The sequence below is a fragment of the Streptomyces sp. NPDC001393 genome, assembly GCF_053597455.1.
In genome coordinates this window covers 153,204-178,922 of the sequence record NZ_JBSFIH010000006.1, presented here as the reverse complement: position 1 = coordinate 178,922, position 25,719 = coordinate 153,204, and the positions used below count along the sequence as shown (strand labels likewise).

At 73.8% G+C, this 25,719-nt stretch carries 19 protein-coding genes; 7 read left to right on the top strand and 12 right to left on the bottom strand.

What is annotated here, in order from left to right; translation table 11 throughout:
* The first annotated feature begins 117 nt into the window (after positions 1-117).
* A complete protein-coding gene (locus ACWC2T_RS10345) occupies positions 118-1,566 on the top strand; it encodes an alpha/beta fold hydrolase (protein WP_450669944.1) in 1,449 nt (482 codons plus the stop codon).
* 119 nt (positions 1,567-1,685) lie between these two features.
* On the opposite strand, the gene ACWC2T_RS10340 is transcribed toward ACWC2T_RS10345, so the two are convergent.
* Positions 1,686-3,278, bottom strand: a complete 1,593-nt coding sequence (locus tag ACWC2T_RS10340) for an AMP-binding protein (RefSeq protein ID WP_450669943.1) — start codon at positions 3,276-3,278, stop codon at positions 1,686-1,688.
* A complete protein-coding gene (locus ACWC2T_RS10335) occupies positions 3,275-4,948 on the bottom strand; it encodes an AMP-binding protein (RefSeq protein WP_450669942.1) in 1,674 nt (557 codons plus the stop codon). Before ACWC2T_RS10335 ends, ACWC2T_RS10340 begins: the two co-directional genes overlap by 4 nt.
* Before the next feature lie 139 nt (positions 4,949-5,087).
* Between ACWC2T_RS10335 and ACWC2T_RS10330 the strand changes: the two genes are divergently transcribed.
* The 3 genes from ACWC2T_RS10330 to ACWC2T_RS10320 all read left to right on the top strand — a co-directional run bounded on the left by ACWC2T_RS10330 (position 5,088) and on the right by ACWC2T_RS10320 (position 9,892).
* Positions 5,088-5,918: a LuxR C-terminal-related transcriptional regulator gene (locus ACWC2T_RS10330; protein WP_450669941.1), complete on the top strand. Its 831-nt coding sequence runs from the start codon at positions 5,088-5,090 to the stop codon at positions 5,916-5,918.
* Positions 5,919-6,070: 152 nt separating this feature from the next.
* Positions 6,071-8,893, top strand: coding sequence for an ATP-binding protein (locus ACWC2T_RS10325; RefSeq protein ID WP_450669940.1), 2,823 nt, complete (start codon positions 6,071-6,073; stop codon positions 8,891-8,893).
* A 207-nt stretch (positions 8,894-9,100) separates the two neighbouring features.
* Positions 9,101-9,892, top strand: coding sequence for a S1 family peptidase (locus tag ACWC2T_RS10320; RefSeq protein ID WP_450669939.1), 792 nt, complete (start codon positions 9,101-9,103; stop codon positions 9,890-9,892).
* Positions 9,893-10,049: 157 nt separating this feature from the next.
* Here ACWC2T_RS10320 and dmpI read toward each other — a convergent pair whose 3' ends face one another.
* Together dmpI and ACWC2T_RS10310 are read right to left on the bottom strand one after the other, a co-directional pair.
* Positions 10,050-10,232: a 4-oxalocrotonate tautomerase DmpI gene (gene dmpI, locus ACWC2T_RS10315; protein ID WP_023545801.1), complete on the bottom strand. Its 183-nt coding sequence runs from the start codon at positions 10,230-10,232 to the stop codon at positions 10,050-10,052.
* A 92-nt stretch (positions 10,233-10,324) separates the two neighbouring features.
* The gene (locus ACWC2T_RS10310) at positions 10,325-11,191 is read right to left on the bottom strand and encodes a LysR family transcriptional regulator (RefSeq protein ID WP_450669938.1); all 867 of its coding nucleotides are present in this window, start codon (positions 11,189-11,191) and stop codon (positions 10,325-10,327) included.
* A 236-nt stretch (positions 11,192-11,427) separates the two neighbouring features.
* Between ACWC2T_RS10310 and ACWC2T_RS10305 the strand changes: the two genes are divergently transcribed.
* Positions 11,428-12,276 (top strand): patatin-like phospholipase family protein, encoded by an 849-nt coding sequence (locus tag ACWC2T_RS10305; RefSeq protein WP_450669937.1) that lies wholly within the window; start codon positions 11,428-11,430, stop codon positions 12,274-12,276.
* Between the two features lie 120 nt (positions 12,277-12,396).
* Here ACWC2T_RS10305 and ACWC2T_RS10300 read toward each other — a convergent pair whose 3' ends face one another.
* From ACWC2T_RS10300 to ACWC2T_RS10275, 6 genes are all read right to left on the bottom strand, one after another.
* On the bottom strand, positions 12,397-13,710 hold the full coding sequence (locus ACWC2T_RS10300; RefSeq protein ID WP_450669936.1) for an extracellular solute-binding protein: 1,314 nt from the start codon (positions 13,708-13,710) through the stop codon (positions 12,397-12,399).
* A complete protein-coding gene (locus ACWC2T_RS10295) occupies positions 13,707-14,873 on the bottom strand; it encodes a hypothetical protein (RefSeq protein WP_450669935.1) in 1,167 nt (388 codons plus the stop codon). The genes ACWC2T_RS10300 and ACWC2T_RS10295 overlap by 4 nt, the downstream gene beginning before the upstream one ends.
* A 134-nt stretch (positions 14,874-15,007) precedes the next feature.
* Positions 15,008-16,543 carry a VWA domain-containing protein gene (locus ACWC2T_RS10290; protein WP_450669934.1) on the bottom strand — a complete coding sequence of 512 codons (1,536 nt, stop codon included), beginning with the start codon at positions 16,541-16,543 and terminating at the stop codon, positions 15,008-15,010.
* Between the two features lie 36 nt (positions 16,544-16,579).
* A complete protein-coding gene (locus ACWC2T_RS10285; RefSeq protein WP_450669933.1) occupies positions 16,580-18,898 on the bottom strand; it encodes a tetratricopeptide repeat protein in 2,319 nt (772 codons plus the stop codon).
* Positions 18,895-20,634 (bottom strand): S1 family peptidase, encoded by a 1,740-nt coding sequence (locus tag ACWC2T_RS10280; protein ID WP_450669932.1) that lies wholly within the window; start codon positions 20,632-20,634, stop codon positions 18,895-18,897. Before ACWC2T_RS10280 ends, ACWC2T_RS10285 begins: the two co-directional genes overlap by 4 nt.
* A 227-nt stretch (positions 20,635-20,861) precedes the next feature.
* Positions 20,862-21,500 carry a phosphoribosyltransferase gene (locus tag ACWC2T_RS10275; RefSeq protein ID WP_450669931.1) on the bottom strand — a complete coding sequence of 213 codons (639 nt, stop codon included), beginning with the start codon at positions 21,498-21,500 and terminating at the stop codon, positions 20,862-20,864.
* A 173-nt stretch (positions 21,501-21,673) separates the two neighbouring features.
* On the opposite strand from ACWC2T_RS10275, the gene ACWC2T_RS10270 reads away from it, so the two are divergent.
* Together ACWC2T_RS10270 and ACWC2T_RS10265 are read left to right on the top strand one after the other, a co-directional pair.
* On the top strand, positions 21,674-22,441 hold the full coding sequence (locus ACWC2T_RS10270; RefSeq protein WP_450670016.1) for a polysaccharide deacetylase family protein: 768 nt from the start codon (positions 21,674-21,676) through the stop codon (positions 22,439-22,441).
* Positions 22,442-22,523: 82 nt separating this feature from the next.
* On the top strand, positions 22,524-22,964 hold the full coding sequence (locus ACWC2T_RS10265) for an SRPBCC family protein (RefSeq protein WP_450669930.1): 441 nt from the start codon (positions 22,524-22,526) through the stop codon (positions 22,962-22,964).
* Positions 22,965-22,977: 13 nt separating this feature from the next.
* Here the strand turns inward: ACWC2T_RS10265 and ACWC2T_RS10260 are convergent, their stop codons facing one another.
* Positions 22,978-24,129, bottom strand: a complete 1,152-nt coding sequence (locus tag ACWC2T_RS10260) for an XdhC family protein (RefSeq protein ID WP_450669929.1) — start codon at positions 24,127-24,129, stop codon at positions 22,978-22,980.
* A 47-nt stretch (positions 24,130-24,176) separates the two neighbouring features.
* Positions 24,177-25,634 carry an NCS2 family permease gene (locus ACWC2T_RS10255; protein WP_450669928.1) on the bottom strand — a complete coding sequence of 486 codons (1,458 nt, stop codon included), beginning with the start codon at positions 25,632-25,634 and terminating at the stop codon, positions 24,177-24,179.
* Positions 25,635-25,719: the final 85 nt, after the last annotated feature.

The following is a 25,719-nucleotide window of genomic DNA, read 5'->3' as shown; positions in this document are numbered from 1 at the left end:
AAGATCGTCCTCAGGTCGGACGAGGCCCGCGGACTCCCTCCACCGGCGGATCGATGTGCCCGCCCCGCGCGGCTGCCTAACGTGCGGGGCGATCATTCGGCCGAAGAGAGGAAGAGCATGCGTTTACCCCGCAGGCGGGTGGCCGCGCTCGCGGCATCCGTCCTGGCCACGATGGTGTTCGGCACCCCGGCGCGCGCGTCGGCGCCGACCGGGCCGCACATCGACTGGCGGCGCTGCCGAGGGGCCGTACCGGCCGACGCGGTGCGGTGCGGACAGGTGTCCGTGCCGCTCGACTGGTCCCGGCCCGCCGCGTCCGCCCGGACCACCGTCGCCGTCGCGCGGCTGCCGGCGGCCGACCCGGCGCACCGGGTCGGCACGCTCTTGTTCAATCCCGGTGGCCCCGGCGAGGGAGAGGTCGGCTATCTGCTGTCCGGGCAGGCCCGTCGGCAGTACTTTCCCCAGCTCCTGCGCGACCGCTTCGACATCGTCGCCGTCGAGCCGCGCGGCACCGGCGTCAACCCGCCGCTGAACTGCCCGCTGCCGGTCGACCACACGGTGAGCAGGTTCCCCGCCGACCGGGCGGCCGCCGCCGCACTGGTCCGCAGCAACCGGCGGATGGGAACCGTCTGCGCGCAGCGGAGCGGACCCGTCTTCCCGCATCTGGACACCACGAGCGTCGCCCGGGACATGGACGCGGTACGCGCGGCGCTGGGCGAGGCGAAGGTCAGCTTCCTCGGGGTGTCCTACGGCACCATGGTGGCGCAGAGCTACGCCGAGCTGTTCCCCTCGCGGGTGCGAGCGATGGTGCTGGACGGCGTGGTCGACCGGTCGCTCTCCTGGCGCCGGCTGGCCCGTGCCGACGCCGCCGCCGTGCAGGACGGCGTGCGCAGGTTCGCCCGCTGGTCGGGCCGGGACGCCCGCAGCGCGTTGCACGGGCGGGACGTCACCGGCCTGCTGGACTCGCTGCTGCGCCGGGCCGACCACGGCGGGATCAGGGACGGCGGCCGGCCGGTGCGCGCGGAGGAGATCGCGCAGGCGGTCAACGCCGGCCTGCAGTCACCGTCCCTCTACGCACCCCTGGCCACCGCGCTGAGCAGGACGGACGCCGCGGGGGACATGGCACCGCTCGCCTTCCTCACCCCCGGCCGCACCGGCGAGTACGGTCTGTACCGCTCGATCATCTGCCAGGACGTGCCCGGTCCCGGCGACCCCGTCGCCGAACTGCCGGCCGCGGTGCCCGGGATGCGCGCCACCGGCCCCACCCTGCGCGGCTATTCCGAGTTCTGGGACATCACCAGCGGCTGCGCGGGCTGGCCGGTGGACTCCGCCTGGACGCCGCACACCTGGCGGGTTCCCGCACACTTCCCCGCAGTGCTCCTGCTGTCCGGCACGCACGACGTGGCGACACCCCCGGCCTTCGCCGACGGGGTCCGGCGCGCGCTGCCGGCCGGCCGGCTGCTGCGCTGGGACGGCGACGGCCACACGGCCTGGCTCAACAGCCCGGCCACGGTGGCCGCGGCGGCCGACTACCTCGCCACCCTGCACATGCCCCGCGGAGCCCGCTGAACCACGACCGGACGGTGCGGGCGGGCCGCCTCGACGGGTCCCGGTCGAGTGTGCCGCCGACAGCGCGCTCCTCCGGGACCCGTCCCCGGGCATCTAGCGGATGCTCGGTTCCGGCCGTCTCACACCTGGTACTTCTCCCGCAGTTCGACCTTGCGCACCTTTCCGGACACCGTCATCGGGAAGGAGTCGAGGATCTGCAGCCGGCTGGGGATCTTGTAATGGGCGAGCCGGCCCCGGCAGAAGGCGCGCAGTTCCTCCAGGGTGAGCGGGTCGGCCACGTCGTGCGGGATCACACAGGCCAGGACCTCCTCGCCGTACGTCTCGTGCGGCACCCCGACGACCTGGACGTCCCTGATCTTCGGGTGGGCGTAGAGGAACTCCTCGATCTCGCGCGGGTAGATGTTCTCGCCACCCCGGATGATCATGTCCTTGATCCGGCCGACGATCTCGACGTAACCGTCCGCGCGCATGACCGCGAGGTCCCCGGTATGCATCCAGCGGCCCGCGTCCACGGCCTCGGCGGTCTTCTCGGGCTCGTTCCAGTAGCCGAGCATCACGCTGTAGCCACGGGTACACAACTCCCCTGCCACGCCCCGCGGTTGGGTCACTCCGGTGGCCGGGTCCACGACCTTGACCTCCAGGTGCGGCAGGACCCGGCCGACGGTGCCCGTGCGGTGCTCCAGGTCGTCGTCCCGGCGGGTCTGCAGCGACACCGGGGATGTCTCGGTCATGCCGTAGCAGATGGCGACCTCCGCCATGTGCATCTCGGCGACGACCCGCTTCATCACCTCCACCGGGCACGGCGAGCCCGCCATGATGCCGGTGCGCAGGGACGTGAGGTCGAAGCCCGCGAAGTCGGGGAGGTTCAGCTCCGCGATGAACATGGTCGGGACGCCGTAGAGCGAGGTGCAGCGCTCCTGCTGGACGGCTTCGAGGGTGGCCCTGGGGTCGAAGGACGGGGCAGGGATGACCATGCAGGCGCCGTGCGAGGTGGCGGCCAGGTTTCCCATGACCATGCCGAAACAGTGATAGAACGGGACCGGGATGCAGATCCTGTCCTGCTCGGTGTAGGCGATCAACTCCCCCACGAAGTAACCGTTGTTGAGGATGTTGTGGTGGGAGAGGGTGGCCCCCTTGGGGAAGCCCGTCGTGCCCGAGGTGTACTGGATGTTGACGGGGTCGTCGCAGGACAGCGGCTCACAGGGGACATCGGGCGTCGCCCGTTCCAGCAGCGCCTCCCAGCTGGGGTCGCCGATGTAGACCGTCTCCCGCAACTGCGGGCACCTGCCGCGCACTTGCTCGACCATCGCGCGGTAGTCGCTCGCCTTGTGGCTCAGGGACGCGAACAGCAGGGAGATCCCGGCCTGGCCCAGGACGTACTCCACCTCGTGCGTGCGGTAGGCCGGGTTGATGTTCACCATGATCGCGCCGATGCGGGCGGTGGCGTACTGGACCAGGACCCACTCGGGACAGTTGACCGCCCAGATCCCGACCCGGTCGCCCTTGACCACCCCGCTCGCCAGCAGCGCGGACGCCAGCCGGTCGACGTCCGCGGCGAACCGGGCGTAGGTCCAGCGTCGCCCGGAGGGCACGTCGACCAGCGCCTCGCGGTCCGGCCAGGCGGCCACGGCCCGGTCCAGGTTGGCGCCGATGGTGTCACCGAGGAGCGCGGTGGGCCCCGTCCCGTGGGTGTACGACAGCTCTGCGCTCACCGGAAGTCCTCCTCGCGGTACTCGTTCTCGGAGCCCTGGGCCGTCGCCTCGCGCAGTTCGATCCGGCGGATCTTGCCGGACACGGTCTTGGGCAGCGCGCCGAACTCCAGCCGGCGGATGCGCTTGTAGGGGGCGAGCACCTGGCGGGAGTGCTCGAAGAGGACCTTCGCGGTGTCCGGGCCGGGCTCGTAACCCCCGGCGAGGACGACGTAGGCCTTCGGCACCGCGAGCCGCAGCTCGTCCGGCGCGGGCACGACGGCCGCCTCGGCCACCGCCTCGTGCTCCAGCAGCGCGCTCTCCAGCTCGAACGGGCTGATCTTGTAGTCGGAGGCCTTGAAGACGTCGTCCGCGCGGCCGACGTACGTCAGATAGCCGTCCTCGTCGCGGGAGGCGATGTCCCCGGTGCGGTAGTAGCCGCCCGCCATGGCCTCGGCCGTGCGGTCCGGGTCGCCGTGGTAGCCGGCCATCAGGCCGACCGGGCGCTCGGAGAGGTCGAGGGCGATCTCGCCCTCGGCGGCGCCGGGCGCGCCGGAGACCGGGTCGAGGAGTTCCACGCGGTAACCCGGGCTGGGGCGGCCCATGGAGCCGGTCTTCAGCACCTGCCCGGGGCTGTTGGAGACCTGCACGGCGGTCTCGGTCTGCCCGAAGCCGTCCCGGATGGTCACTCCCCAGGCCCGCCGGACCTGTTCGATGACCTCGGGGTTGAGCGGCTCGCCGGCGGCCACGACCTCGCGGGGCGGGGTGGCGAGGAGGCCCAGGTCGGCCTGGATGAGCATGCGCCACACGGTCGGCGGGGCGCAGAAGGTGGTCACGCCCGCCCGGTCCATCTCGGCCATCAGCCGGGCCGCGTCGAACCGTGTGTAGTTGAAGAGGAAGACGGTCGCCTCGGCGTTCCACGGCGCGAACAGATTGGACCAGGCGTGCTTGGCCCAGCCCGGCGAGGAGATGTTCAGGTGCACGTCCCCGGGTTTCAGGCCGACCCAGTACATGGTGGCCAGATGCCCGATCGGGTAGGAGGTGTGGGTGTGCTCGACCAACTTGGGGCGGGCGGTCGTACCGGAGGTGAAGTAGAGCATCAGCGGGTCGTCGGCCAGGGTGGGGCCGTCGACCCGGAACTCGGCGGGGGCGGCGTACGCGTCCTCGTACGGCTCCCAGCCCTCCTCGGGCGGCCCGCCGACCGCGATCTTCGTGTACCCGCCCGGCACCTCGGCGAACTTCGCGGTGTCCTCGGCCCGTACGATCACGTGCCTGACCCGGCCCCGGTCCACCCGGTCGCGCAGGTCGGCGGGTCCGAGCAGCGGGGTGGCCGGGATGACCACGGCGCGCAGCTTCATCGCGGCCAGCGCGGTCTCCCACAGCTCGGCCTGGTTGCCGAGCATGACCAGGATCCGGTCCTCGGCGGCGACGCCCCGGGCCCGCAGGTGGTTGGCGACCCGGTTCGACCGCTCGGACATCTCGGCGAAGGACAGCCGCGTCTCGCCGCCGTCCTCCTCGACGATGTGCAGCGCGGTCCGGTCGTTGCCGGCGGCGATCACGTCGAACCAGTCCAGCGCCCAGTTGAAGTGCGCGGGCCGCGGCCAGGCGAAGCCGCCGTAGGCGGCGGCATAGTCCTCTCGGTGGGCCAGCAGAAAGTCCCGGGCCTTGCGGAACGACTCGGTCGCCGTCGTCATCACACACTCCTCGCGTCACCGGCGCGGCTCACTCCCGCTCTTCCGGACCATTGCCGGGCGGCTCTCTGGCATCGTCTAATCCGTGATGCAGGTCTCACTACCCCCGAACGGGGGTGGGGGCGGCAGAAGGGGCGAGGACGTGACGGCAGACGCGGCGGGGACGGTGGAGATCGGCGGCGCGCTGGCCCGGCTGCGGCGTGACACGGGGCTCCCCGTCGTCTTCGGCGGCCTGGTCGAGCCCGGGCGGCCGCAGATCCGGATCAGCGAGCTGAGCGGCACGACCACGACCGCCCTGCGCTCGCTCGCGGTGACCTCCGGCAACGGGCTCGGCGGGAAGGCGGTGGCGCTGGCCCGCCCGTGCGCGGTGACCGACTACTCCAGCTCCCGGCAGATCAGCCACGAGTACGACGCCCCGGTGGCCGCGGAGGGCATCCGCTCGGTGGTGGCGGTGCCGGTGGTGGTGCGGCGCCGGGTGCGCGGCGTGCTCTACGGCGCGCTGCGCTCGGCCCAGCCGCTCGGCGACCGCACGCTGGGCGCGGCCATGGCCGTCGCCCGGGACGTGGAGCAGGCGCTGGTGGTGCGGGACGAGGCGCGGGGGCTGCTGGCGGCGGCCCGGCCTGAGCCCGCCGGCCGCGACCAGGGCGCCGCTTGGGAACAGGTGCGCGAGGCGCATGCGGCGCTGCGGGCCCTGGCCCCCCGGATCGGCGATCCTGAGCTGCGGGCCGAACTGCTCGCGGCCTGCGGTCTGCTGACCGCCCCGGCACGGTCCGGCGGCGTGACCCTGGCGCCGCGCGAGCTGGACGTGCTGTCCTGGGTGGCGGCGGGGGCGACCAACGCGGCCGTGGCCGAGCAGCTGGGGCTGCGCGCGGAGACGGTGAAGGGCTATCTGCGTTCGGCGATGCGGAAGCTGGGCGCGCACACCCGGGGGGAGGCGGTGACCGCGGCCCGCAGGGCTGGGCTGCTGCCGTGACGGCGGGCGGTGGGGAAACCTGCTCATTCAAGCGGTGACGCTCTGAATTTCCCTATGCTTGACCGTTTGTTATTTCCCTCACCACGGCTTCCGTCCGAATTTCAAGGATCGTTGCCTAGAATTTGGCCCGAACACGACACACGAGGGGAGCGGTGACCGTGCGACGGGACTTCCAGGAGCCTGCCAGGTGCCGCCCCGACCTGGTCATCGGCCGCGAGGACCTGTTGGCCGGCGCCCGTGACCAACTCGCCTCGGGCGGCAGTGTGCTGCTCCACGGTCCCGCCGGAATAGGGAAATCCACCGTCCTGCGGGCATTGGCCGAGGAATACGGCGCCACCGCCCGCACCGTCCTGCGCTGCTCCGCCACCGAGTCCGAATCCCATCTCCCCTTCCTGGCCCTCGCCGACCTCCTCGGCCTGGTCCTCGACGACGTCTCCCCCCGGCTGCCCCTCGCCCAGCGCACCGCCCTGGAGTCGGCGCTCACCGGCCGCGGCGAGTCCAGCCTCCAGCGCGACGGACTCGCCCTGCGCCTCGCGGTGCTCTCCGCGCTGCGCGCACTGGCCGCGCACGGCAGCGTCCTCGTCGTCGCCGACGACCTGCAGTGGCTCGACCCGGCCAGCGCCGAACTGCTCGGGTTCGCCGCCCGCCGCCTGGAGGGAACCCCGGTGCAGCTGCTGTGCGCGGTACGCACCGAGGGCCAGGAGAGCCAGGAGTACGACCGGCACCTGCGCTCCTGCCCGCCGGGCACCCTCGCGGTCCGGCTGGGCCCGCTCTCCCGCACCCAGGTCGCCCAGCTGCTCGACCACCGCGGCCACGGCGCCCTGCCCCGCTCCACCGTCCGCGAGATCCACCGCACGTCCGGCGGCAATCCGCTGTTCGCCCTGGAACTCGGCCGCGCCCTCGCCGACAGCCCCACCCCGCCCCGGCCGGGCGAGCCGCTGCCGGTGCCGACCAGCCTGCGCGCCCTGGTGCTCAGCCGGCTGGACATGCTGTCGGTCGAGGCCCGCCGCACCCTGCTGGTGGCCAGCGCCGGCGCCCGCCCCACCCCGGCGCTGCTGCACGCGGCCGGCCGGACCAACGCCGAGGCCGAGTGCGCCCAGGCCGCCGAACTCGGGCTGCTGGCCACCGAGCCCGACGCCCCCGCCGTACGGTTCGCGCACCCGCTGATTTCCGCCGCGCTGTATGCGGAGGCACCCGTGCACGAGCGGCGCGCCGCGCACGCGGCCCTGTCCACGGCCGCCTCCGACCCGATCGAACGGGCCCGGCACCTGGCCCTGGCCACCACCGGCACCGACCCGGAGGTCGCCGCCCGGCTCGCCGAGGCCGCCGCGCTCGCGCGGGACCGCGGCGCTCCCTCGGTCGCCGCCCACCTCGGGCTGCTGGCCGCCCGGCACACCCCCGCCGACGGCACGCCCAGCCCCGAGGAGCGCCGGCTGCAGGCCGCCGAGGACGCGATCACCGCGGGCGAGATCGACCTGGCCCGGGACATCGCCCGCGAGGTGCTGGCCCGGGCGAGTGTGCCCGCCGACCGGGTGCGGGCCTGGATCATCGTCATCGACAGCGCGGGCCACACCATGGCCGAGGTCGACGCCGTCTTCCCGCAGGCCCTCGCCGACGCGGGCGACGACCCCCGGCTGCTGGGCCTGGTGCACTACCAGCTGGCCTGGCGGGCGCTGATCGTCGAGGGCGACTTCACCGAGGCCCGCGAGGCCGCCGCGCACGCCGCCGAGCTGGCCGCGCAGGGCCGGGACCGGCGCACCGAACTGCTCTCCCTCGCCTTCCAGGCCCAGACCGAGACCCTGATGGGCCACCCGGAGGCGCCCCGGACCATCACCCGCGCCCTGAAGGAACCTCAGGACCCCCGGGTGACCTGGCACCACAACGGGGCGAGCAGTGCCCGGTTCCGCTGGCTGGTCATGGGCGACCAGCTGGCCGAGGCCCGCGCGACGGTCACCGCGCTGCTGCGCGAGGTGCGCCGGCGCGGCTCGGTGGAGAGCGAGGTGCACTTCCTGCGCGGCCTCGCCGAGACCGAACTGCGCGCCGGGCACTGCGGGCGCGCCCTGGAGCTGGCCCGGGAGAGCCTGCGCCTCGCCCGGGACTCCGGGATCGGCGAGACCGCCTCGGCGATGCTCACCTCGCTCGCGGAGGCCTCCGGCGGGGACGTGGACCGGGCCCTCGCGCTCGCCCGGGAGGCGGTGGACCACGCCGAGGAGGACGGCGACCAGATGTACCTCTCGCGGGCCCTGGGCGCGCTCGGGTACGCCCAGCTGGTCGCCGGGGACCCGGCGGGCACCGTGCGCTCCCTGCGCCGGGTGCGGACGCTGGAGCTGGGACTCGGGATCACCGACCCCGCGCGCGGCCGCTGGCAGGGCGATCTCGCCGAGGCCCTGGTCCGGATCGGTGAACCGGCCGAGGCACAGGACGTCATCGACGCCGGCCGCGAGCACGCGCTGCGGCTCGGCCGGGAGAGCGTCCTCGCCGTCCTCGACCGCTCCGAGGCCCTGGTGCGGGCCGCCCGGGGCGAGCTGGAGGCCGCGATCGCCCAGCTGACGTCCGCTCAGGACCGGCTCGGCAAGCTCGGCTACGGACTGGAGGAGGCGCGGGCGGCACTCGCGCTGGCCCGGCTGCAGGGCGGCCGGCGCCCCGGTTCGTCCGCGTACGACGAGGCCACCCGGATGTTCCGCCGCTGCCGGGCACTGCCCTGGCTGCGCCAGGTGGACGAATCCCTCACCACCCCCGAGCCGGAACCCGCGCTCGCCGCGCCGGCCGCCCTGGACGCACTCGACGTGCTGGCCGCGATGGAGCGTCAGGTCGCCGCGCTGGTCATGGAGGGTGCCACCAACCGGGAGATCGCCGCCCGGCTGTTCATCAGCGTCAAGACGGTGGAGGCGACCCTGACCCGGGTCTACCGCAAGCTGGGGATCCGCTCGCGCGTGGACATCGTCCGATTGGCGGCGGCTCGACGGGCGCGCTGAGCACCCCTCTTGTTAACTGAACCGGACCGAGGGTTTTCCCTCACCCAACCCCCTAGGGGGTTCCCTCATTGGGAGCCGAGGGTTCCGGGTCCTAGCGTAAAGGGCGTGCCGCTCGCCCGGGCACATGGGGGTCGGTCCCGCGACCCCCATGCACAACCCCCACGCCCGTGCGATCCCCCACCGGTGCAACCCCCACTGAGGAGACTCATGTTCGGGTCCAGACGTGCAAGAAAGACCACCGCGACCCTGGTGGCCGGTGCCGCCGCCGCGGCGACCGCGCTGTTCGCCTCCCCCACGGCGAGCGCCGCCCCGCAGCCCATCGTCGGCGGTACGACCACCACGACGGCGGCTTACCCGTTCGTCATGCAGATCACCGACGCGTCCGGCAGCCAGTTCTGCGGCGGCACCCTGGTCGCCGCCACCAAGGTCGTGACGGCCGCGCACTGCATGGCGGGCGAGTCCGCCGACAATGTCCGTGTGGTCGGCGGCCGGACGAATCTCAACGGCACCGACGGCACGGTCAGCAAGGTCAGCAAGATCTGGGTCAACCCGGACTACACGGACGCCACCAACGGCCACGACGTGGCCGTGCTGACCCTGGCGACGTCGATGCCGTACAAGCCGGTGTCGTACGTCTCCGCCTCCCAGACGGACGTGTACGCGGCCGGTGCCACGGCCCGCATCCTCGGCTGGGGGACCACCTCGGAGAACGGCAGCTCCTCCAACCAGCTGCGGACCGCGACCGTCCCGCTCGTGTCCGACTCCAGCTGCAAGAGCTCCTACGGTACGGACTTCGTCCAGTCCGACATGGTTTGCGCCGGATACTCGTCCGGCGGCGTAGACACCTGCCAGGGCGACAGCGGCGGTCCCCTGCTCATCGGGGGCGTCCTGGCAGGGATCACTTCCTGGGGCGAGGGGTGCGCGGAGGCCGGTTACCCGGGTGTGTACACCCGGCTGACCACCTTCTCGGACCTCGTGACCGCGCAGGTCGGTTCATGACCGCGCAGGTCGCCTCGTAACCCGGAAGAGGGACACCTGAGCACCCCTCAGGTAGATGCCAGGGGGGCGCTGCGAGCCACCACGAGCGGCCCGCAGCGCCCCCCTCTCCACGTTCACCCCCGCGGAACGCGGCGGCGTGGAACGTGCGGCGTGCGGACTACTTGTCGGCCGTGAGCTTCCCGGCCGCGCCCCAGCTGTCCGCCGGGACCTCGTGGATCCACACCTGCACGGTCTCCGCCGGGATCCGGTACGCGTCGACGAACGCGTCGGTGACCCGCTTGACCAGCTCCCGCTTGAGCTCGGCATCGCGCGGGCCCTGCTGGATGGTGACGATCGGCATGGCTGAACTCCCTCGATCGGTGTTCCGGTTCGGTGGGTCCAGTCCATCGCGCCGCGCGCTCCCGACCAAGGAGCAGTCCGCGACGGCAGCGATCAGCTTTCGTGATCGCCGCAGGCCAGGAGCAGTTTCTCCAGGTGCGGGGAGGGGTCGGCGGTGGGCACCGCGAGTCCGGTGGCCAGGGCCAGTCCGGGTGCGCGGAAGGGGACGTACGCCACCCGGGGCGTGGCCAGCACGCGCGCGTGCGAGGCGTAGACGACCGTCCACAGGGGACGGGCGCCGATGGTGGCGAGGGTGTCGTGCAGGGTGCCGCCGGCCCGTCCGGGCACCGGCTCGAACCCGGCCGCGTGGCAGGCGCCGACCACCAGGTCGACCAGGGCGGGGTTGGCGCTGCGCGGGGCGAGGGCGAGGGGCAGCCCGGCGAGGTCGGCGAGGTCGATCTCGCCCTGCCGTGCGAGCGGATGCGTGGCCGGCAGGGCGGCGACCAGCGGATCCGGCCACAGCGGCACCACCCGTACGCCGGGCGGGGGTTCGGCCGAGCGCACGAACGCCGCGTCCAGCAGGCCCGCCGCGACCCGGTTCAGCCGCTCCCCGGCCGGCAGCGAGACCAGCTCCACCGGCACCTCGGGCGCCCGCTCGGCGAAGGCGGCCAGCACCCGGTCCAGATGCGCGCCCAGCCCGGTGCTGGTGCCGAGGCGCAGCCCGGCGGGCGCCGCCACCGCGGCCCGCGCCCTCTGAGCCGCCGCGAGCACCGCCCGCGCCTCGGGCAGCAGCCGCTCCCCCGCACCGGTCAGCCGCACCCGGCGCGGCGACCGGTCGAACAGCTCCGCGCCCAGCTCCCGCTCCAGCCGCTGTATCTGCTGACTGACCGCGGACTGCACGATGTGCAGCCGCTCGGCTGCCCGCCCGAAGTGCAACTCCTCGGCGACGGCGACGAAATAGCTGAGCTGGCGGAGTTCCATGCGCCGACTGTAGAGGGTGGGGCGAAGGGCCGTACGACCGTCCCGAAGCGGATGTCGTACGACGCCTCGGTCATGACCGCACGCCGACCGGGATCGCGGACACCCGCTGTCCGCGACTCTCCCCGAGCAGAACGACCAAGAAGCGGGACCGGCCGCAGGCGGGAATGCCGGCGCCGCTACGGACGCTCTGCACTGGTGATCACCGACTGGTCAACGACTGTTCGAGGAGTGTGGGGATGACCGAGGCACTGGTGCTGGGCGGCGGTGGTGTGGGCGGGATCGCCTGGATGACCGGGCTGCTCACGGGGCTCGCGGATGCCGGGCAGGACGTCAGCGGGGCCGGTCTGCTGGTGGGGACCTCCGCCGGGTCCGCCGTGGCCGCCCAGCTGGGCAGCGGGCTGAGCCTCACGGAGTTGTACGCGCGGCAGACGGACCCCGCGCTGCAGGCCGCCGAGATCATGGCCGAACTGGATCTGGAGAAGTTCGCGGCGGAGCTCGGCGGCGCGACGGGCTCCGCCGCCTCCCCGCCCGAACTGCGGCGCGCGATGGGGCGGATCGCGCTCGGGGCACGGACGGTGTCCGAGGCGGAGCGGCGCACGGTGATCGAGTCGCGGCTGCCGTCGCACGACTGGCCGGAGCGTGCCCTGAAGATCGTCGCGGTGGACGCGGAGAGCGGTGAGCCGGTGGTCTTCGACCGTGCCTCGGGCGTACCGCTGGTGGACGCCGTCGCGGCGAGCTGTGCCGTGCCGGGCGTGTGGCCGCCGGTGACGATCGGCGAACGCCGGTACATCGACGGCGGGGTGCGTTCCGTCGCCAACGCCGACCTGGCCGCCGGCGCGGACCGGGTGCTGGTGATCGTGCCGCTCGGCGCCACCGAGCCGATCCCCAGCGAGCACCCGCTGGAGCGGTCGGTCGGGCAACTGCGCGCCCAGGGCGCCGAGGTGGTGGTCCTCGCGCCCGACGAGGCATCGGCGGCGGCGATCGGCGGCAACCCCCTGGACCCCGCCACCCGCGGCCCGGCGGCTTCGGCGGGCCGCGCGCAGGGCAGGGCGCTGACATTGCCGTGGGAGCGGCCGGCGAACTGACGGGCTCGCGCTGCCGAGTTGGGGGTGCCCGCGCGTCCTGCGGTGCGCGGGCACCCTCCGGCAGGGCGCCGGCCCTCGGACCGGGCAGCCCCGGCGCCGGGGTCCGGCCGCCCGCGCCTGTCACGGCGCGCGGTCGCACACCGAGGGGAGCCAGGTCAGGCCCTGGCTGTGGCTGAGGGTGTCCAGGGAGGTCAGCAGGGCGTTCAGGTGGTCGGGATGGGCGAGGAACTCGATCGTCGCCTCGGCGAACGCGTCGCGCACCGAGGGCGGCATCGCGTCGGAGGCGTCGAAGCAGTGCACCGCCCGGTCGTCGAGGAGGGTCGCGGCGAGGGACCGGTGCCAGGCCGCGCCGGCGTCGGAGGGCGCCGGCTGTGCCGCGGGACTGACCGAGAAACCGGACTCCTTGGCGTTCCAGGCACGTTGGGCCCCCGCCGAGGCGAGGTCACGGATCAGCGTCCTGGCCTGCGGGGTGTCGTGCAGCAGGGCGACCAGGTCACCGGAGACCTCCCAGGCGTCGCTCGCCCTGGCCCCGGGGATCCGCCGGGCCGAGGGCTCGTAACGGCCGTCCACGCGTTTCCAGGGCTCCTGGTTGCGGATGAAGGACGCCTGGTGCTCCAGGGTGCAGCCGCGCGGGTTGCCGGTAACCGGTTTCGACGCGTCCTGGTACGGCGTCTTCAGCGCCCGCCGGACCAGATCACGGTCTCCGCCCGCGCCCACCAGACGCCCCCAGGTCGTCCAGGCCGATCGCACCTCCCCGGACCGCCAGGGCAGTTCACCGCGCGCCCAGCGCTGATAGGTGGCGGGGCCGTACTGCTGGAGCAGGATGTCCTCGATCCAGTCCGTGCCGGGCCAGCCGCTCGTCGCCCCGGAGCCCATGCCGACGCACCACTGGCCGGGCCGGCCCGCTGCCTCGGCGCGCTGCCGCTCGCTCGTGCCGGCCGGGTACCAGACGATGGACTTCAGGTCGGCCTTGAGCGGGAACCAGTACACGTGCCCGTCCAGCGGTGTGGTCCAGGACGCGCCGAAACCGGCCCGGGGCACGAGGTCGTCGAGCGGTTTCAGCTGTCCCTGCCGGGCGTAGTCCGCGAGTTCACCGGGACCGGTCAGCACCACCACGTCCGGTGGCGTCCCGGCCTCCACGTCGGCGCCGAGCACCTGGCTCTCGGCGGAGCTGCCCTGGTAGTCGACGTGGATGTGGTACTTGCGCTCGAAGGGCTCGATGACCGACTCCCGGAAGTTCCGCTCGTCGGTGCCGGTCCAGTTGGCGAGCAGCGTGACGGTCGGCTCCTGGCCGAGGGCCCGTACGGCGAACACGACGGCCGCCGCCAGCAGGACCAGGCAGCTCACCGCCACGGTCAGGGTGCGGAGGCGGCGGGAGCGGCGCGGGTGAGGGGCGGTGGCCGTCGCGGGCCCGCCGCCGTGCCGGGCGCTCACCGGGGGCTGAACCGGTAGTCGTCGATGTGCCGCCGCAGTCCCGTCTCGGCGAGGGCCATGAGCAGGATGCCTCCTATCAGGATCCACACCGCGGCCGAAGCACGGAAGCCGGTGTGTGCGAGGTACGCCGCGGTGTGCCGTCCGGCGTCGGTGATGAGCCGCCCGGTCAGCGGGCGGTCGAGCAGATCGCGGGTGTCCGCCATCCCCTGGTGCGTCCAGACCGTGAACAGCAGCGTGGCGGCGAGACCGGCCGCCAGCAGGGCGCCCGCCGCGAGCAGGCCGCGGTTGTACCGGCGGCGGAAACGCCGGCGCAGGAACAACTGGGTCTCCAGCAGGGCCGCGCCGAGCGCGAGGGCCAGCAGCAGGGTCGCGGTCCAGCCGAGCCACAGCAGCGGGCCGAACGAGGTCTGCCGGTGCACCGCGGCGCGCTGCTGCCCCTGCAGTGCCTTCAGCCGGGCCTGGATGCCGGAGCCCTGGTCCGTCAGGACGCTGGTGGCATAGCTGAGGTAGGCCTCGCGCAACACGCTGTCGGCGGGCTGGAGTTGGGCCTGCTGGACCTTGACGGCGTACACCGTGATCAGCCCGGCGACCGTCTGCAGGGCCTGCCGGCCCGCCGGGCCGCCGACATCGTCCCCGGCGGCGGCCGCGAGGCTCTGCGCGGCGACCGAGATCTGTTTCTGGAAGTCGCTGGTCGGCGCCGCCGCGCCGGCGTCCCGCTGGGCCTGGCCGAGGGCGTACAGCGCGGTGTCGAGGGACAGCACGGCCGGGGCGCTGGAGGTGCGCAACGGGTTCGCGTCCCCGTGCACGCCCTCGTAGGACAGGAACAGCGACAGCGTCAGCAGCGCGGACAGCGCCAGCAGCAGGCGGTGGCGTACGGCGAGGTCGTGGGCGGTGGCACTGCCGCCACCCACCGGACGCCGACCGGGCGGGAGCAGCCGGTGCAGGAGAGCGGTCGGCTCTCCGGCGGGGGTGCGGCGGTCGGTGGGAGAGGTGGAGGTGGAGGTGGAGGTGGTGGGTGCGGGGTGAGGGGCGATGAGGTGGGGTGCCGTGCCGTGGGCGCCGGGGCGCTGGGCCGGGGACGGGGACGGGGTTTCCGGGTGCGCGCCCTGAGCTGCGGCGGCGACGGCGTGCGGTGTGCCGGGCGCCGGGCCATCACCCGTCACGCCCCGACCGGACACGCCGACACGCCCGGACCGACCCGACTCGCCCGCGTGCGGACCACTGCCGTCGGCCCCGAGGTGCGGACCACCACGGCCAGGGCCGGTCTGCGAGCCCCCGCCGCCAGGGCCGGCGGGGGTCATGAGGCCCGCTCGGTCAGGGGGCGTCCGCAGCTGCCCCCGCAGTAGACGGAGTCGGCCGGGCCGAGCCACTTGCAGTGGGGGCACTCGATCAGGGCGTCGGTGCCGGAGGGGGCGGCGGGGGCGGCGGGGCCGGTCTCGGCCGGTGGGCCGGGGCTGGGCGGCTGTGGTGGGGTCGTCATGGCGCTGGAGAGGATCAGGTGCTGCCAGTCGACGTCCTTGAGGTCCGCGCGTACCCGGCCGGCGCCCGGTCCGGCCTGCCCGTCCTCGATCCGCCGCAGTGCGCGCAGGAGCTGGGCGTCGTCCAGCTCCGCGGCGAGGGCCAGGGCGCGCGTCAGGTGGCGGTCCGCGTCGGCCCGGCCGCCGGTACCGCGCAGCCAGGCCTGATAGGCCGCCGCGACGGCGGCGGTCACCTGCTGGTACAGCTCGAACCGGCGGACTCCGGGATGCCGCATGGAGGCGTCGAGCGGGTTGTCGGTCCAGCGGACCAGCACGGGCCGCGGCGCGGGCAGCCCTACCGGGCGCCCGAAGTCGGGTACGGCGACCTCCACGGCGGCGAGCTGAAGGTCCTCGCCCCTCTCGCGGCCGGCCGGGTCGGCGGTGAGGACGACCTGGTAGTGCCGTGTCTCGTCGCCCCAGGCGCGGGTGACGTACTCGGTGCCGCGGCCGCCGGAGCCGGCCGGAACGGCGGGCAGTTCCTGCTCGCCCGGCACCACCTGCTTGACCCGGCGGATCACGGTGCCGGGGGTGGGGGTGATCCTGATGCGCAGCTCGGGGATCGCGGTGCCGAGCAGTCCGGTCACCAACTCCTCGTACGCTGCGGTCAGTTCGGACTCCTCACGGACCGCTCCGGCGCGGCCGTGCAGCCGCCGGGTGATGCGCAGCAGCAGTTCGGCGTCCCAGTCGTCGCCGATGCCCCAGGCGTCGCAGACGAACCGGCCCTCGCAGGCGTCCAGGGCGGTGTCCAGCGACATGGCGGCGCGGTGGTCGTGCTCGTTGCGCCCGTCGGTGAGGAGCAGGACGTGCTTGACGGGGGCGGGCTGCTCCTTCAGCAGCCGCCGGGCGAGGTCGAGCCAGGTGCCGAGGGCGGTGCCGCCGTCCGCGTCCAGGATCCGTACGGCCCGCTCGGCGGCAGCCCGCTCGGCGGGCCCGGCGACGGCCATCGGGGCCCCGCCGGGTCCGGGATGGACCACGGTGGCGTCGAACCGTCCGGACAGCACGGCGAACGCGGTGCCGTCGGGCAGCAGCCGGACCGCGGCGGCGGTGGCGTCCTTCGCCGCGTGCAGTTTGGCGGCGGGGTGGAGCATGGAGCGTGAGGTGTCGACGATCAGCACCTCGGCGAGCGCGGGGCCCGCCCCGTGCGCGGGGGCGGCGCCGGATCCCGGGCCACCGGGGCTGCGGACGCCGATCTCCAGGATGGCGTGCATCTCCCGGTCGGCGGACTGCCCGGGCGCGGCCACGGCGGGCAGTTCCTTCTGCTGGCCGACCGCGAGGGTCACCTCGATCTCCTCGGCGATCTCCTCGGCCACGGTCATCGTGCGTCCCCCAGGTGTCGCGGGCGGGTTCGGGTGTCAGAAGGTGGTGATCGGCCGGACCGCGTGGGCGAGGTCCAGCAGCCGGCCGTGCTCCTCCGCGGTGCGGGCCTGCGCGGCCAGCAGGCGGAAGGAGTGCTCCAGCAGGCGGCGCAGGCCGTCCTCGTCACCGGGTCCGAGGAGGTCCCCGGCGGGGAACTCCGGCCCCCAGCCCGCCTCCGGCCGGCAGCGCAGGGCGTTCTCGCGGACCTCGGCGACCAGCCGGGCCCGGGACTCGCCGTCGGCGGCGCCGCCGTCCAGGCGCAGCTCGGGCAGCCGCCGGGTGGCGTCGCGCAGGTCGGCCGGTGCGGGCGGCTCGCCGTGCAGGATGCCGGCGCGGACGCGGACGGCCGCGATCCGGGCGGCGTCGTGGTGGCGGGAGGTGGCGGGCACGTCGTCGAGGACGCGCACGGCGGCGTCCCGGTCGCCGCCGGCCAGATGGCCGCGGGCCAGCCCGAAGGCGGCGGCGGTGTGCGCGAAGTCCCGCTTCCAGACGGCCTCGTAGAACCGCATGGCCCGCGGAATGCGCTGCGGTCCGGGCACCTCGGACTCGTGTTCCGTGCAGTAGGCGAGGGCGAGCTTGGGCACGTACTCGCCGGGCAGGGCCCGGTAGACGGCGTCGAAGCGGGTGCCGGCCTGGCGTACCTCCCCTCTGCTGAGGTGGAGCACGCCGCGGTGCCAGGCGATGCGCCAGTCGTGCGCGGCGGCGCCCTCGCCGAGCAGGGTCTCGGCCTCGGCGAGCCAGCTCTCGGCCCTCTCCCGCTCGCCCTGTCCGAGGTAGGCGCGGCACAGCCACAGCGCGGTCTCCGGGGTGCCGAGGCGGGATTCCCGGTGCCACTGCTCGTCGACCCGGTCGGGGGCGTCGGGCGGGAAGGTGTCCAGCAGCAGGGCGGCTGCGTCGTCGGGGTCGGGGACCGGTTCCGGGAGGGCGCCGGCGACCTCGGCGGCGGCGGGCGGGGAGACGTCGAGGCCGGGCGGCCGGCCGCCGGGGCGGGCGGTGAAGTGGTCCAGGGCCGGGATCGCGCCGAGCCCGGCGTCGAGGCTGGCGCCGGTGGCGCGGAACCGGGTGGAGCTCTCCGGCAGCTGCTCGCCGAAGTGGAGGGACCGGAACTCCCGCAGCACTTCCCACAGTTGCCGGGACATCTCGGCCGCCGAGCGGAACCTGGCGCGCGGCTCCGGGTGGGTGGCGCGGTCGATCAGCCGCCGGAAGGAGTCCGGGGCGAGACCCCGGGCGGGTTCGGTGACCCGGGCCAGTGCCTGGAGGGTCGTGCCGACGGTGTAGAGGTCGCTGTCGACGTGCCAGCCGCGCCGGTCGATCTCCTCCTGGGGCGGGGCGAACGCGGCCGTGCAGACGTGGGCGGAGGTGCGGTCGCCGATGGCACGGACGGCGCCGAGGTCGATGACCTTGACCGCCCGGCCGAAGTGGATGACGTTGGCGGGCTTCATGTCGCAGTACAGCAGCCCGCGTTCGTGCATGTACTGCAGGGCGCCGAGGATCTTGCAGCCGTAGGTGAGGACGTGGTCCAGGCGGGGGCGGCCGCGGAAGATCCGTTCGACGTCGTCGGCGTCGAACAGCTGCTGCAGGGAACGGCCGCCGATGTAGTCCATGACCAGGTAGCCGGTGGGCGGACGGCCGGGGACGTGGTGGTCGGCGTAGGTGATGAGCCGGACGATGTCGGGGTGGTGCAGGTCGGTCAGGGAGCGGCGCTCCTCGACGGCGTTGCGGCGGGCGAGCGCGTCGTGGACGTCGATCTGGCCCTTGAGGACGACCCGGTGGCCGTCGGCCCGGGTGTCCTCGGCGAGGTGGATCCAGCCGAGCCCGCCCCCGCCGAGCAGGCCGAGAACGCGGTAGTGGCCGGCGACCACGTCGCCCTTGTTCAGCTGGGGCAGCAGGGAGTAGGGCGTGCCGCAGCGGGGGCAGTGGCCGGTGGCGGGGGCGGGCCGGCCCCCGTAGCCGATGCCGATGGTCATGGTGCAGCCGCCCGCGCCGCAGCGGCGGCCGCCGGTGGGCGGGTGGGGGTCGGTCACGAGCACGTCGTCGGGGGCGGGCACCTCGGGCAGCACGACCAGTCCGTGCTGGTCGAGGTCGCCGACCCCGGCGACCGCGTGCACGGCCGGCGGGCCCGGGCTCTCCTCGGCCGGGACGCTCGCGAGCGGAGTGCGCGGTGCGGTGCGCGGTGGGACCGGTGACGGTGGCTCCGGACTCGGTGCGGTGTGCGGCGGTGCGGTGTGCGGCTCGGTGTGTCGGCGGCCGCAGGTGTCGCAGTAACCGGTGCGCATGATGTGGCCCGCGCAGCCGGGCCGGATGCACGAGGTCACGGTGTGCTCTCCTTCCGGGATGCGGCAGGTGCTGCCGGGGCGGCGGGTGCGGTCGGGCCGGCCTGGGCGGACGGTGCCGGGGCCGAGCAGAAGTCGACGAAGCGCTCGACGGCTGCCTCGGCCCGCTCGAGGTCGCAGGGGGTGTGCCGCAGCAGGGACAGGGCCTGCTCGTAGAGCCGGTAGGCCTCCATGACCCGGTCGCCGTGCGCGGCGGCCCGGGTGCGGCACAGCGGCCACTCGGCGCTGACCCGGCCGAGGAGTTCCTCGCGGCGGCGCAGCCGGGCGTCGAGGACGCCGATCGCCTGTTCCAGGCGCTGTCTGCGCCGGTCGGCGGCGTCCTCGAAGGTGAACAGCAGGTCGGCGCGGCCGGGTTCGTGCTCCCGCTCGGGGGTGTGGGCGACCCAGGAGCGCAGCATCCGGGTGCGCCGTACGCCCGCCTCGGCCTGCTCCACCAGCTGCCGGGTGCCGGGGCCGGGCAGGACAGCGTCCCGGAGCCGGTCGAGGACGGGTCCCAACTCGTCCACGATACGGTCGAGTTCGGCGTGCAGTCGGCTCCAGCGGTCGTGCAGCGGACGTCGTACGAGGGACTCGGCGGCCTGCTGACGGCGTTCGCTCGGGCGGCGGTACACCAGCAGCAGCCGGGCTCCCTGCCGGGCGAGCCGGTCCAACAGGCCGAGCAGGGCGTCGGGTTCGGCGGCCTGGTCGACGCCGACCAGGACGGCGGCGAGCGGGACGCGCAGGGCGCCGAGCCGTTCGGGCCGGGGGTCGTCGCGCAGACCGAGGCGCTCGGCGATCCGGTCCGCGACCTGAGCGGCCGTCAGCCCCTTGACGTCCAGGGCGAGGTCGTGGGCGCCGGCCGGGGGTACGGTCTCGGGCGGGTCGTGGTGGTAGGCGCTGGTGTTGCGGTGGGTGCGCAGTTCCCGGTCGGCGAGGGTGACGGCCCGCTCAAGGGTGAAGGCGCGGTCGCCGCGGGCGGGGACGACGGTGACGAGCACCGGCCAACCCTCGCCCCGGAACCAGGCGGCGAGTTCGGTGGCGAAGTCGACGTCGAGCCGGCCGGCCCTGCCGGGTGTGCCGGTGCGCAGCCGGGGGTCGACGGCTTCGGCGCCGTCGCTCCAGGCGGCGACCTGCGGCAGATGGCTGATGATGGTCTCGGTGGGGCTCATGTGGGTGAACACGGAACCCGGCCCCCGGTCCACGCTGAGCACGATGCCGATGACCCGGTCGGTGGCGTGGTCGACCACTCCCCCGCCGCTGAAGCCGGGGACGGCCAGTTCGCCCGTCGTGACCGGACGCAGCTGCACCCGGCTGTCCCGGCCGCCGGCGGCGAGCAGGGTGGCGTCGTGCCAGCGGCCGTCGTCGTGGCCGTCCGGAAAGCCGTACATGCTCACCGGGCCGTGCGGGGTGGCGAGCCGGTAGAGCCGGGTGGCGTGCTCGGCGGGCAGCGGCTCGGCCAGCCGCAGCAGGGCGAGGTCGCCGCTGCGGCCGCCGAGGCCGTCATCGTGGTCCGGCACGTGCTCGTCGGCGCGCACCGTGGCGGCGACGGCGCCGGGCACGCCGACCAGCCGGACGACATAGCGCAGGCCTGGGCGGACGACATGGGCCGCGGTGAGCACCCGGTCGCGGGCGAGCAGCACCCCCGCCCCGAGCACCTGCCCGTCTTCCGACGCCTCGATACGTGCGATCCACGTCGGTGTCCGTAACGACTTGACGGCTCGCTCCCCCGTGCGCGTCATGGCCCAGAGGTTACTCCGAGTGCCGACCCGGTACTACTGGTGTGCACGGGGCCGTTACGAAAGAGCGGTGACCGGGACGACCGAGGGACATCAGCTGTGCGGGTTACGCCGGCGCAACCGACCAAGGGGCGCGGGGCTGTATCGATGTGCGGCTTCGCCGCGTGAGCGCGACAAGCCACGACGACGCCGCACCCCGCAACGGCCGGAAACCCCAACGGCGTTACCCGTCACCGCCCCAGTGCGGCCAGCACCTCCGCATCGGAGAGCTGCTGGAAGTCCTCGTACCACTGCCCCACCGCGCTGAACCCGGCGGGCTGATGCGGGCACACGACCAGGTCGGCCTCGCCGGCGAGCCGGTCGACGGAGTCGGGCGCGCCGACGGGAACGGCCAGGATGAGCTGGGCCGGCCGGTGCCGCCGCACGTGGCGCAGGGCCGCCCGGGCGGTGGCGCCCGTGGCCAGCCCGTCGTCGACGACGATCACCGTACGGCCCGCGGGGTCCGGCGCCGGCCGGCCGCCGCGGTAGCGCTCCTCACGGCGCCGCAGCTCCCGCCGCTCGCGTTCGACCACCGGGGCCATGGACTCCTCGGTCAGGCCGAGCCGGTCCAGGGAGCCGGTGTTGAAGAGCGGCGGGTCGTCGCCGACCAGCGCGCCGACGGCGAACTCCTGGTGGTGCGGGGCGCCGATCTTGCGGACGATGAGGACGTCGAGCTGGGCGTCGAGGGCGCGGGCGACGGGCTCGGCGACGGCGATGCCGCCGCGTGGCAGGGCGAGGACGAGCGGATCGACGAGGGCGCCCTGGTCGCGCAGGTCGCTCAGCAGTCCGGCGAGTTCCCGTCCGGCTTCGGCACGGTCCCGGAAGCGCATGGCCGTCCTCCTCCGCGGTGCCTCTCCTCCCATGGTGCTCCCGGTCGGGCGTTCCCGGGACATCCGCATGCTCGAACACCAGATCTATACACTGAGTGTATAGTCACCGTATGCCTCTTTCGACCGACACGATCCCGACGCCGAAGCCCGCGAGCAGGAACGCGACCAGGAAGATGCGCCGAGCCGCCCGGAGGTTGCGTCCGGCCGCGCTCGCCCCGGCCGCGGTGGGCCTCGCGCTCACGCTGTCCGGCTGCGCCGAGGTCGACACGACCGCACCGAGCACCGTGCGGGCCGCGGCGGCGCACGGGGCGCCGGCCGCGTTCGGGAGCGTCGACTGCCGGGAGGCCAGGTGCATCGCGCTCACCTTCGACGCGGGGCCCAGTGAGAACTCGGCGCGGCTGCTCGACATCCTCAAGGCGAAAGAGGTCCCGGCGACCTTCTTCCTCCTGGGCAAGAACCACATCGAGAAGTACCCGCAGCTGGTCAAGCGGATGGCGGCCGAGGGGCACGAGGTCGCGAGCCACACCTGGGACCACAAGATCCTCACGCGGATACCGGACGCGCAGATACGCGAGGAGCTGAAGCGGCCGGACGACGCGATCGAGCGGCTCACCGGGCGCAGGCCCACGCTGATGCGCCCGCCCCAGGGCCGTACGGACAGCAATGTGCACAGGATCGCCAAGGAGATGGGCCTGGCGGAGGTGTTGTGGAGCGTGACCGCCAAGGACTACACGACGAACGACTCCGAGCTCATCACCAAGCGGGTCCTCGACCAGGCGTCCCGGGACGGGATCATCCTGCTGCACGACATCTACCCGGGCACCGTGCCCGCCGTACCCGGCATCATCGACGCGCTGAAGGCGCGCGGATACGTTTTCGTGACGGTTCCTCAGCTGCTGGCGCCCGGCAAGGCGGAGCCGGGCAGGGTCTACCGGCCCTGATCCCGCGCCGGGTCGGTCCTCCGTGCGGTGGAGCGGGGCCCGAACGCCCCGCTGACCGGCGCCCATTGCCTACGATCGTGCCGTGCCGATCTTCTCCTTCGCCCGTACGGCCCCGCTCCCCCTCGACGAGGCGTGGCGCCGGCTCACCGAGTGGCCCCGCCACGCCGACGTGGTCCCGCTGACCCGGATCAGGGTGCTCACCGACGGGCCCACCGACGTGGGCACGCGCTTCGTGGCCCGTTCCGGCGTCGGTCCGCTGGCCTTCGACGACGTCATGGAGGTCACCCTCTGGCGCCCGCCCGCCGACGGCGAGGGCGGGCTGTGCCGCCTGGAGAAGCGCGGCCGGGCGGTGCGGGGCTGGGCGGAGATCGAGGTCCTGCCGGGGCCCGGGGGCCGCAGCCGGGTGGTGTGGCGTGAGGAACTGCGGGTGCGGTTGCTGCCGCGCGCCTTCGACGGCGTACTGGAACGCACGGCTCGGGTGATGTTCGGCCGGGCGGTCAACCGCCTGCTCCGGCGGGCGTGAGCCGGGACCGGCCTCAGGCCACGGACCCGATCGGGCCGGCCGGGAGCGAGGCCAGGTCGCGGTGGATGGGGGTGTGGGCGCCGGTGAGCGAGACGCCGCTGCCCCCGCGCCGGTTCGCGACGATCTCCGCGCCGATGGACAGGGCCGTCTCCTCCGGCGTACGGGCGCCGAGGTCGAGGCCGATCGGCGAGCGCAGCCGGGCCAGTTCGAGTTCGGTGACGCCGACCTCGCGCAGCCGCTCGTTGCGGTCGAGGTGGGTGCGGCGGGAGCCCATCGCACCGATGTAGGCGACCGGCAGCCGCAGGGCCAGCTGAAGCAGGGGTACGTCGAACTTGGCGTCGTGGGTGAGGACGCACAGGACGGTCCGGCCGTCGACCTCGGTGCGCTCCAGGTACGTGTGCGGCCACTCGACGACGATCTCGTCGGCCTCCGGGAAGCGGGTCCTGGTGGCGAACACCGGGCGGGCGTCGCACACCGTGACGTGGTAGCCGAGGAACTTGCCGACGCGGACCAGCGCGGCGGCGAAGTCGATCGCGCCGAAGACGATCATCCGGGGCGCGGGGACGGAGGACTCGACCAGGACGGTGAGCGGGGCACCGCAGCGCGAGCCCTGTTCACCGATCTCCAGGGTGCCGGTGCGGCCCGCGTCCAGGAAGGCGCCGGCCTCTGCGGCGACGGTGCGGTCCAGCCCCGGATGGCCGCCGAAACCGCCGTCGAAGGAGCCGTCGGGGCGGACGAGGAGGGCCCGGCCCCGCAGCTCGGCCGGGCCCTGAACGATCCGCGCGAGGGCCGCCGCCTCCCCACGGGCGGCGGCGGCCAGCGCGGCGGCGACCACCGGCCGGGCGGGACCGTCCGCCCGGACCGGTGTGACGAGGATGTCGATGATGCCGCCACAGGTCAGGCCGACGGCGAAGGCATCCTCGTCGCTGTAGCCGAAGCGTTCGAGAACGGTTTCCCCGTCCTGAAGCGCCTGCCGGCACAGCTCGTACACGGCGCCCTCCACGCACCCGCCGGAGACCGAGCCGATGGCCGTGCCCTCGGCGTCCACCGCGAGGGCGGCGCCGGGCTGACGCGGTGCGCTGCCGCCGACGGCCACCACGGTGGCGACGGCGAAGTCACGGCCCTGCTCGACCCACCGGTGCAGCTCTTCGGCGATGTCCAGCATCTGTCGGTCTCCTAACGGGTGTGCGGGGAAGGGGCGTTCGCCCGGCGCTAGTGCACGCCGAGCCAGCCCTCGATGGGATGCAGGGCGAAGTAGACCAGGAAGATGACCGTCAGGCCCCACATGAAGGCACCGATCTCGCGGGCCTTGCCCTGGGCGACCTTGATGGCCGTGTAGGAGATGACCCCCGCGGCGACACCGGAGGTGATGGTGTACGTGAAGGGCATCAGGACGACGGTCAGGAAGACCGGGATCGCGGTGGCGCGATCGGCCCAGTCCACGTGCCGGGCGTTCATCAGCATCATCGCGCCGATGACCACCAGGGCGGCGGAGGCGACCTCCTGCGGGACGATCGCGGTGACCGGGGTGAAGAACAGGCAGGCCGCGAAGAACAGGCCGGTGACGACGGAGGCGAGACCGGTACGGGCGCCCTCGCCGACGCCGGTGGCGGACTCGATGAACACCGTCTGGCCGGAGCCGCCCGCCACACCGCCGATCGCACCGCCGGCGCCGTCGATGAACAGCGCCTTGGACAGGCCCGGCATCCGGCCCTTGTCGTCGGCGAGTTCGGCCTCGGTGCCGACGCCGATGATGGTGGCCATCGCGTCGAAGAAGCCGGCGAGCACCAGGGTGAAGACGATCATGCCGATCGTCATCGCGCCGACCTTGCCCCAGCCGCCGAACGCCACGTGCCCGAAGAGCGAGAAGTCGGGCATCGAGACCGCGCTGCCGTGCAGCTCGGGAGCGCCGTTGGCCCACTGCTTGGCGTCGATGACACCGAGGCCGTTGAGGACGGCAGCGACGATCGTGCCGGAGACGATGCCGATCAGGATGGCGCCGGGGATGTTGCGCGCCTGGAGCATGAAGATCAGCAGCAGGGTGCCGGCGAAGAGCAGCACCGGCCAGCCGGCGAGCTGGCCCGCCGGGCCGAGGCTGAGCGGGGTGGCCTCGCCCTTGTGCACGAAACCGGACTTGTAGAGACCGATGAGCGCGATGAACAGGCCGATGCCCATGGTGATGCCGTGCTTGAGCGCGAGCGGGATCGCGTTCATGATCATCTCGCGCAGGCCGGTGACGACGAGCAGCATGATGACCACGCCGTACATCACACACATGCCCATGGCCTGCGGCCAGGTCATGTTGGGGACGACCTGCGAGGACAGGACGCCGGAGACCGACAGGCCCGCGGCGAGGGCGAGCGGCACCTTGCCGACGAAGCCCATCACCAGCGTGGTGAAGGCCGCCGCGAACGCGGTGGCGGTGATCAGCGCCTTCTGGCCGAGCGTGTCGCCGTGGATGTCCTTGCCGGACAGGATGAGCGGATTGAGCAGGAGGATGTAGGCCATCGCCATGAACGTGGTGATGCCACCGCGCACCTCCCTCGCGACCGTGGATCCTCTGTGGGATATGTGGAAGTACCGGTCGAGCCAGGACCGTCCGGCCGGGACGCGGCTGCCGTCACCGGCGTCGTCGGCTGCGGTCCTGGGCTCCACTGACTGCTGGGTCATGGGCCAACTCCCAAGGTTCAAAGGGGCACCCGCGCAACCCGCCTTGCGGGCACGGGATTTGGGAATGGACGACCCGGGGGACGGC

What these genes read in the sequence shown, in the direction of transcription:
- ACWC2T_RS10345 (WP_450669944.1), top strand. Translation starts at nt 118, where the DNA reads ATGCGTTTACCCCGCAGGCGGGTGGCCGCGCTCGCGGCATCCGTCCTG.
- ACWC2T_RS10335 (WP_450669942.1), bottom strand. Translation starts at nt 4,948, where the DNA reads ATGACGACGGCGACCGAGTCGTTCCGCAAGGCCCGGGACTTTCTGCTG.
- ACWC2T_RS10320 (WP_450669939.1), top strand. Translation starts at nt 9,101, where the DNA reads ATGTTCGGGTCCAGACGTGCAAGAAAGACCACCGCGACCCTGGTGGCC.
- dmpI (WP_023545801.1), bottom strand. Translation starts at nt 10,232, where the DNA reads ATGCCGATCGTCACCATCCAGCAGGGCCCGCGCGATGCCGAGCTCAAG.
- ACWC2T_RS10310 (WP_450669938.1), bottom strand. Translation starts at nt 11,191, where the DNA reads ATGGAACTCCGCCAGCTCAGCTATTTCGTCGCCGTCGCCGAGGAGTTG.
- ACWC2T_RS10305 (WP_450669937.1), top strand. Translation starts at nt 11,428, where the DNA reads ATGACCGAGGCACTGGTGCTGGGCGGCGGTGGTGTGGGCGGGATCGCC.
- ACWC2T_RS10290 (WP_450669934.1), bottom strand. Translation starts at nt 16,543, where the DNA reads ATGACCGTGGCCGAGGAGATCGCCGAGGAGATCGAGGTGACCCTCGCG.
- ACWC2T_RS10280 (WP_450669932.1), bottom strand. Translation starts at nt 20,634, where the DNA reads ATGACGCGCACGGGGGAGCGAGCCGTCAAGTCGTTACGGACACCGACG.
- ACWC2T_RS10275 (WP_450669931.1), bottom strand. Translation starts at nt 21,500, where the DNA reads ATGCGCTTCCGGGACCGTGCCGAAGCCGGACGGGAACTCGCCGGACTG.
- ACWC2T_RS10270 (WP_450670016.1), top strand. Translation starts at nt 21,674, where the DNA reads ATGCGCCGAGCCGCCCGGAGGTTGCGTCCGGCCGCGCTCGCCCCGGCC.
- ACWC2T_RS10260 (WP_450669929.1), bottom strand. Translation starts at nt 24,129, where the DNA reads ATGCTGGACATCGCCGAAGAGCTGCACCGGTGGGTCGAGCAGGGCCGT.
- ACWC2T_RS10255 (WP_450669928.1), bottom strand. Translation starts at nt 25,634, where the DNA reads ATGACCCAGCAGTCAGTGGAGCCCAGGACCGCAGCCGACGACGCCGGT.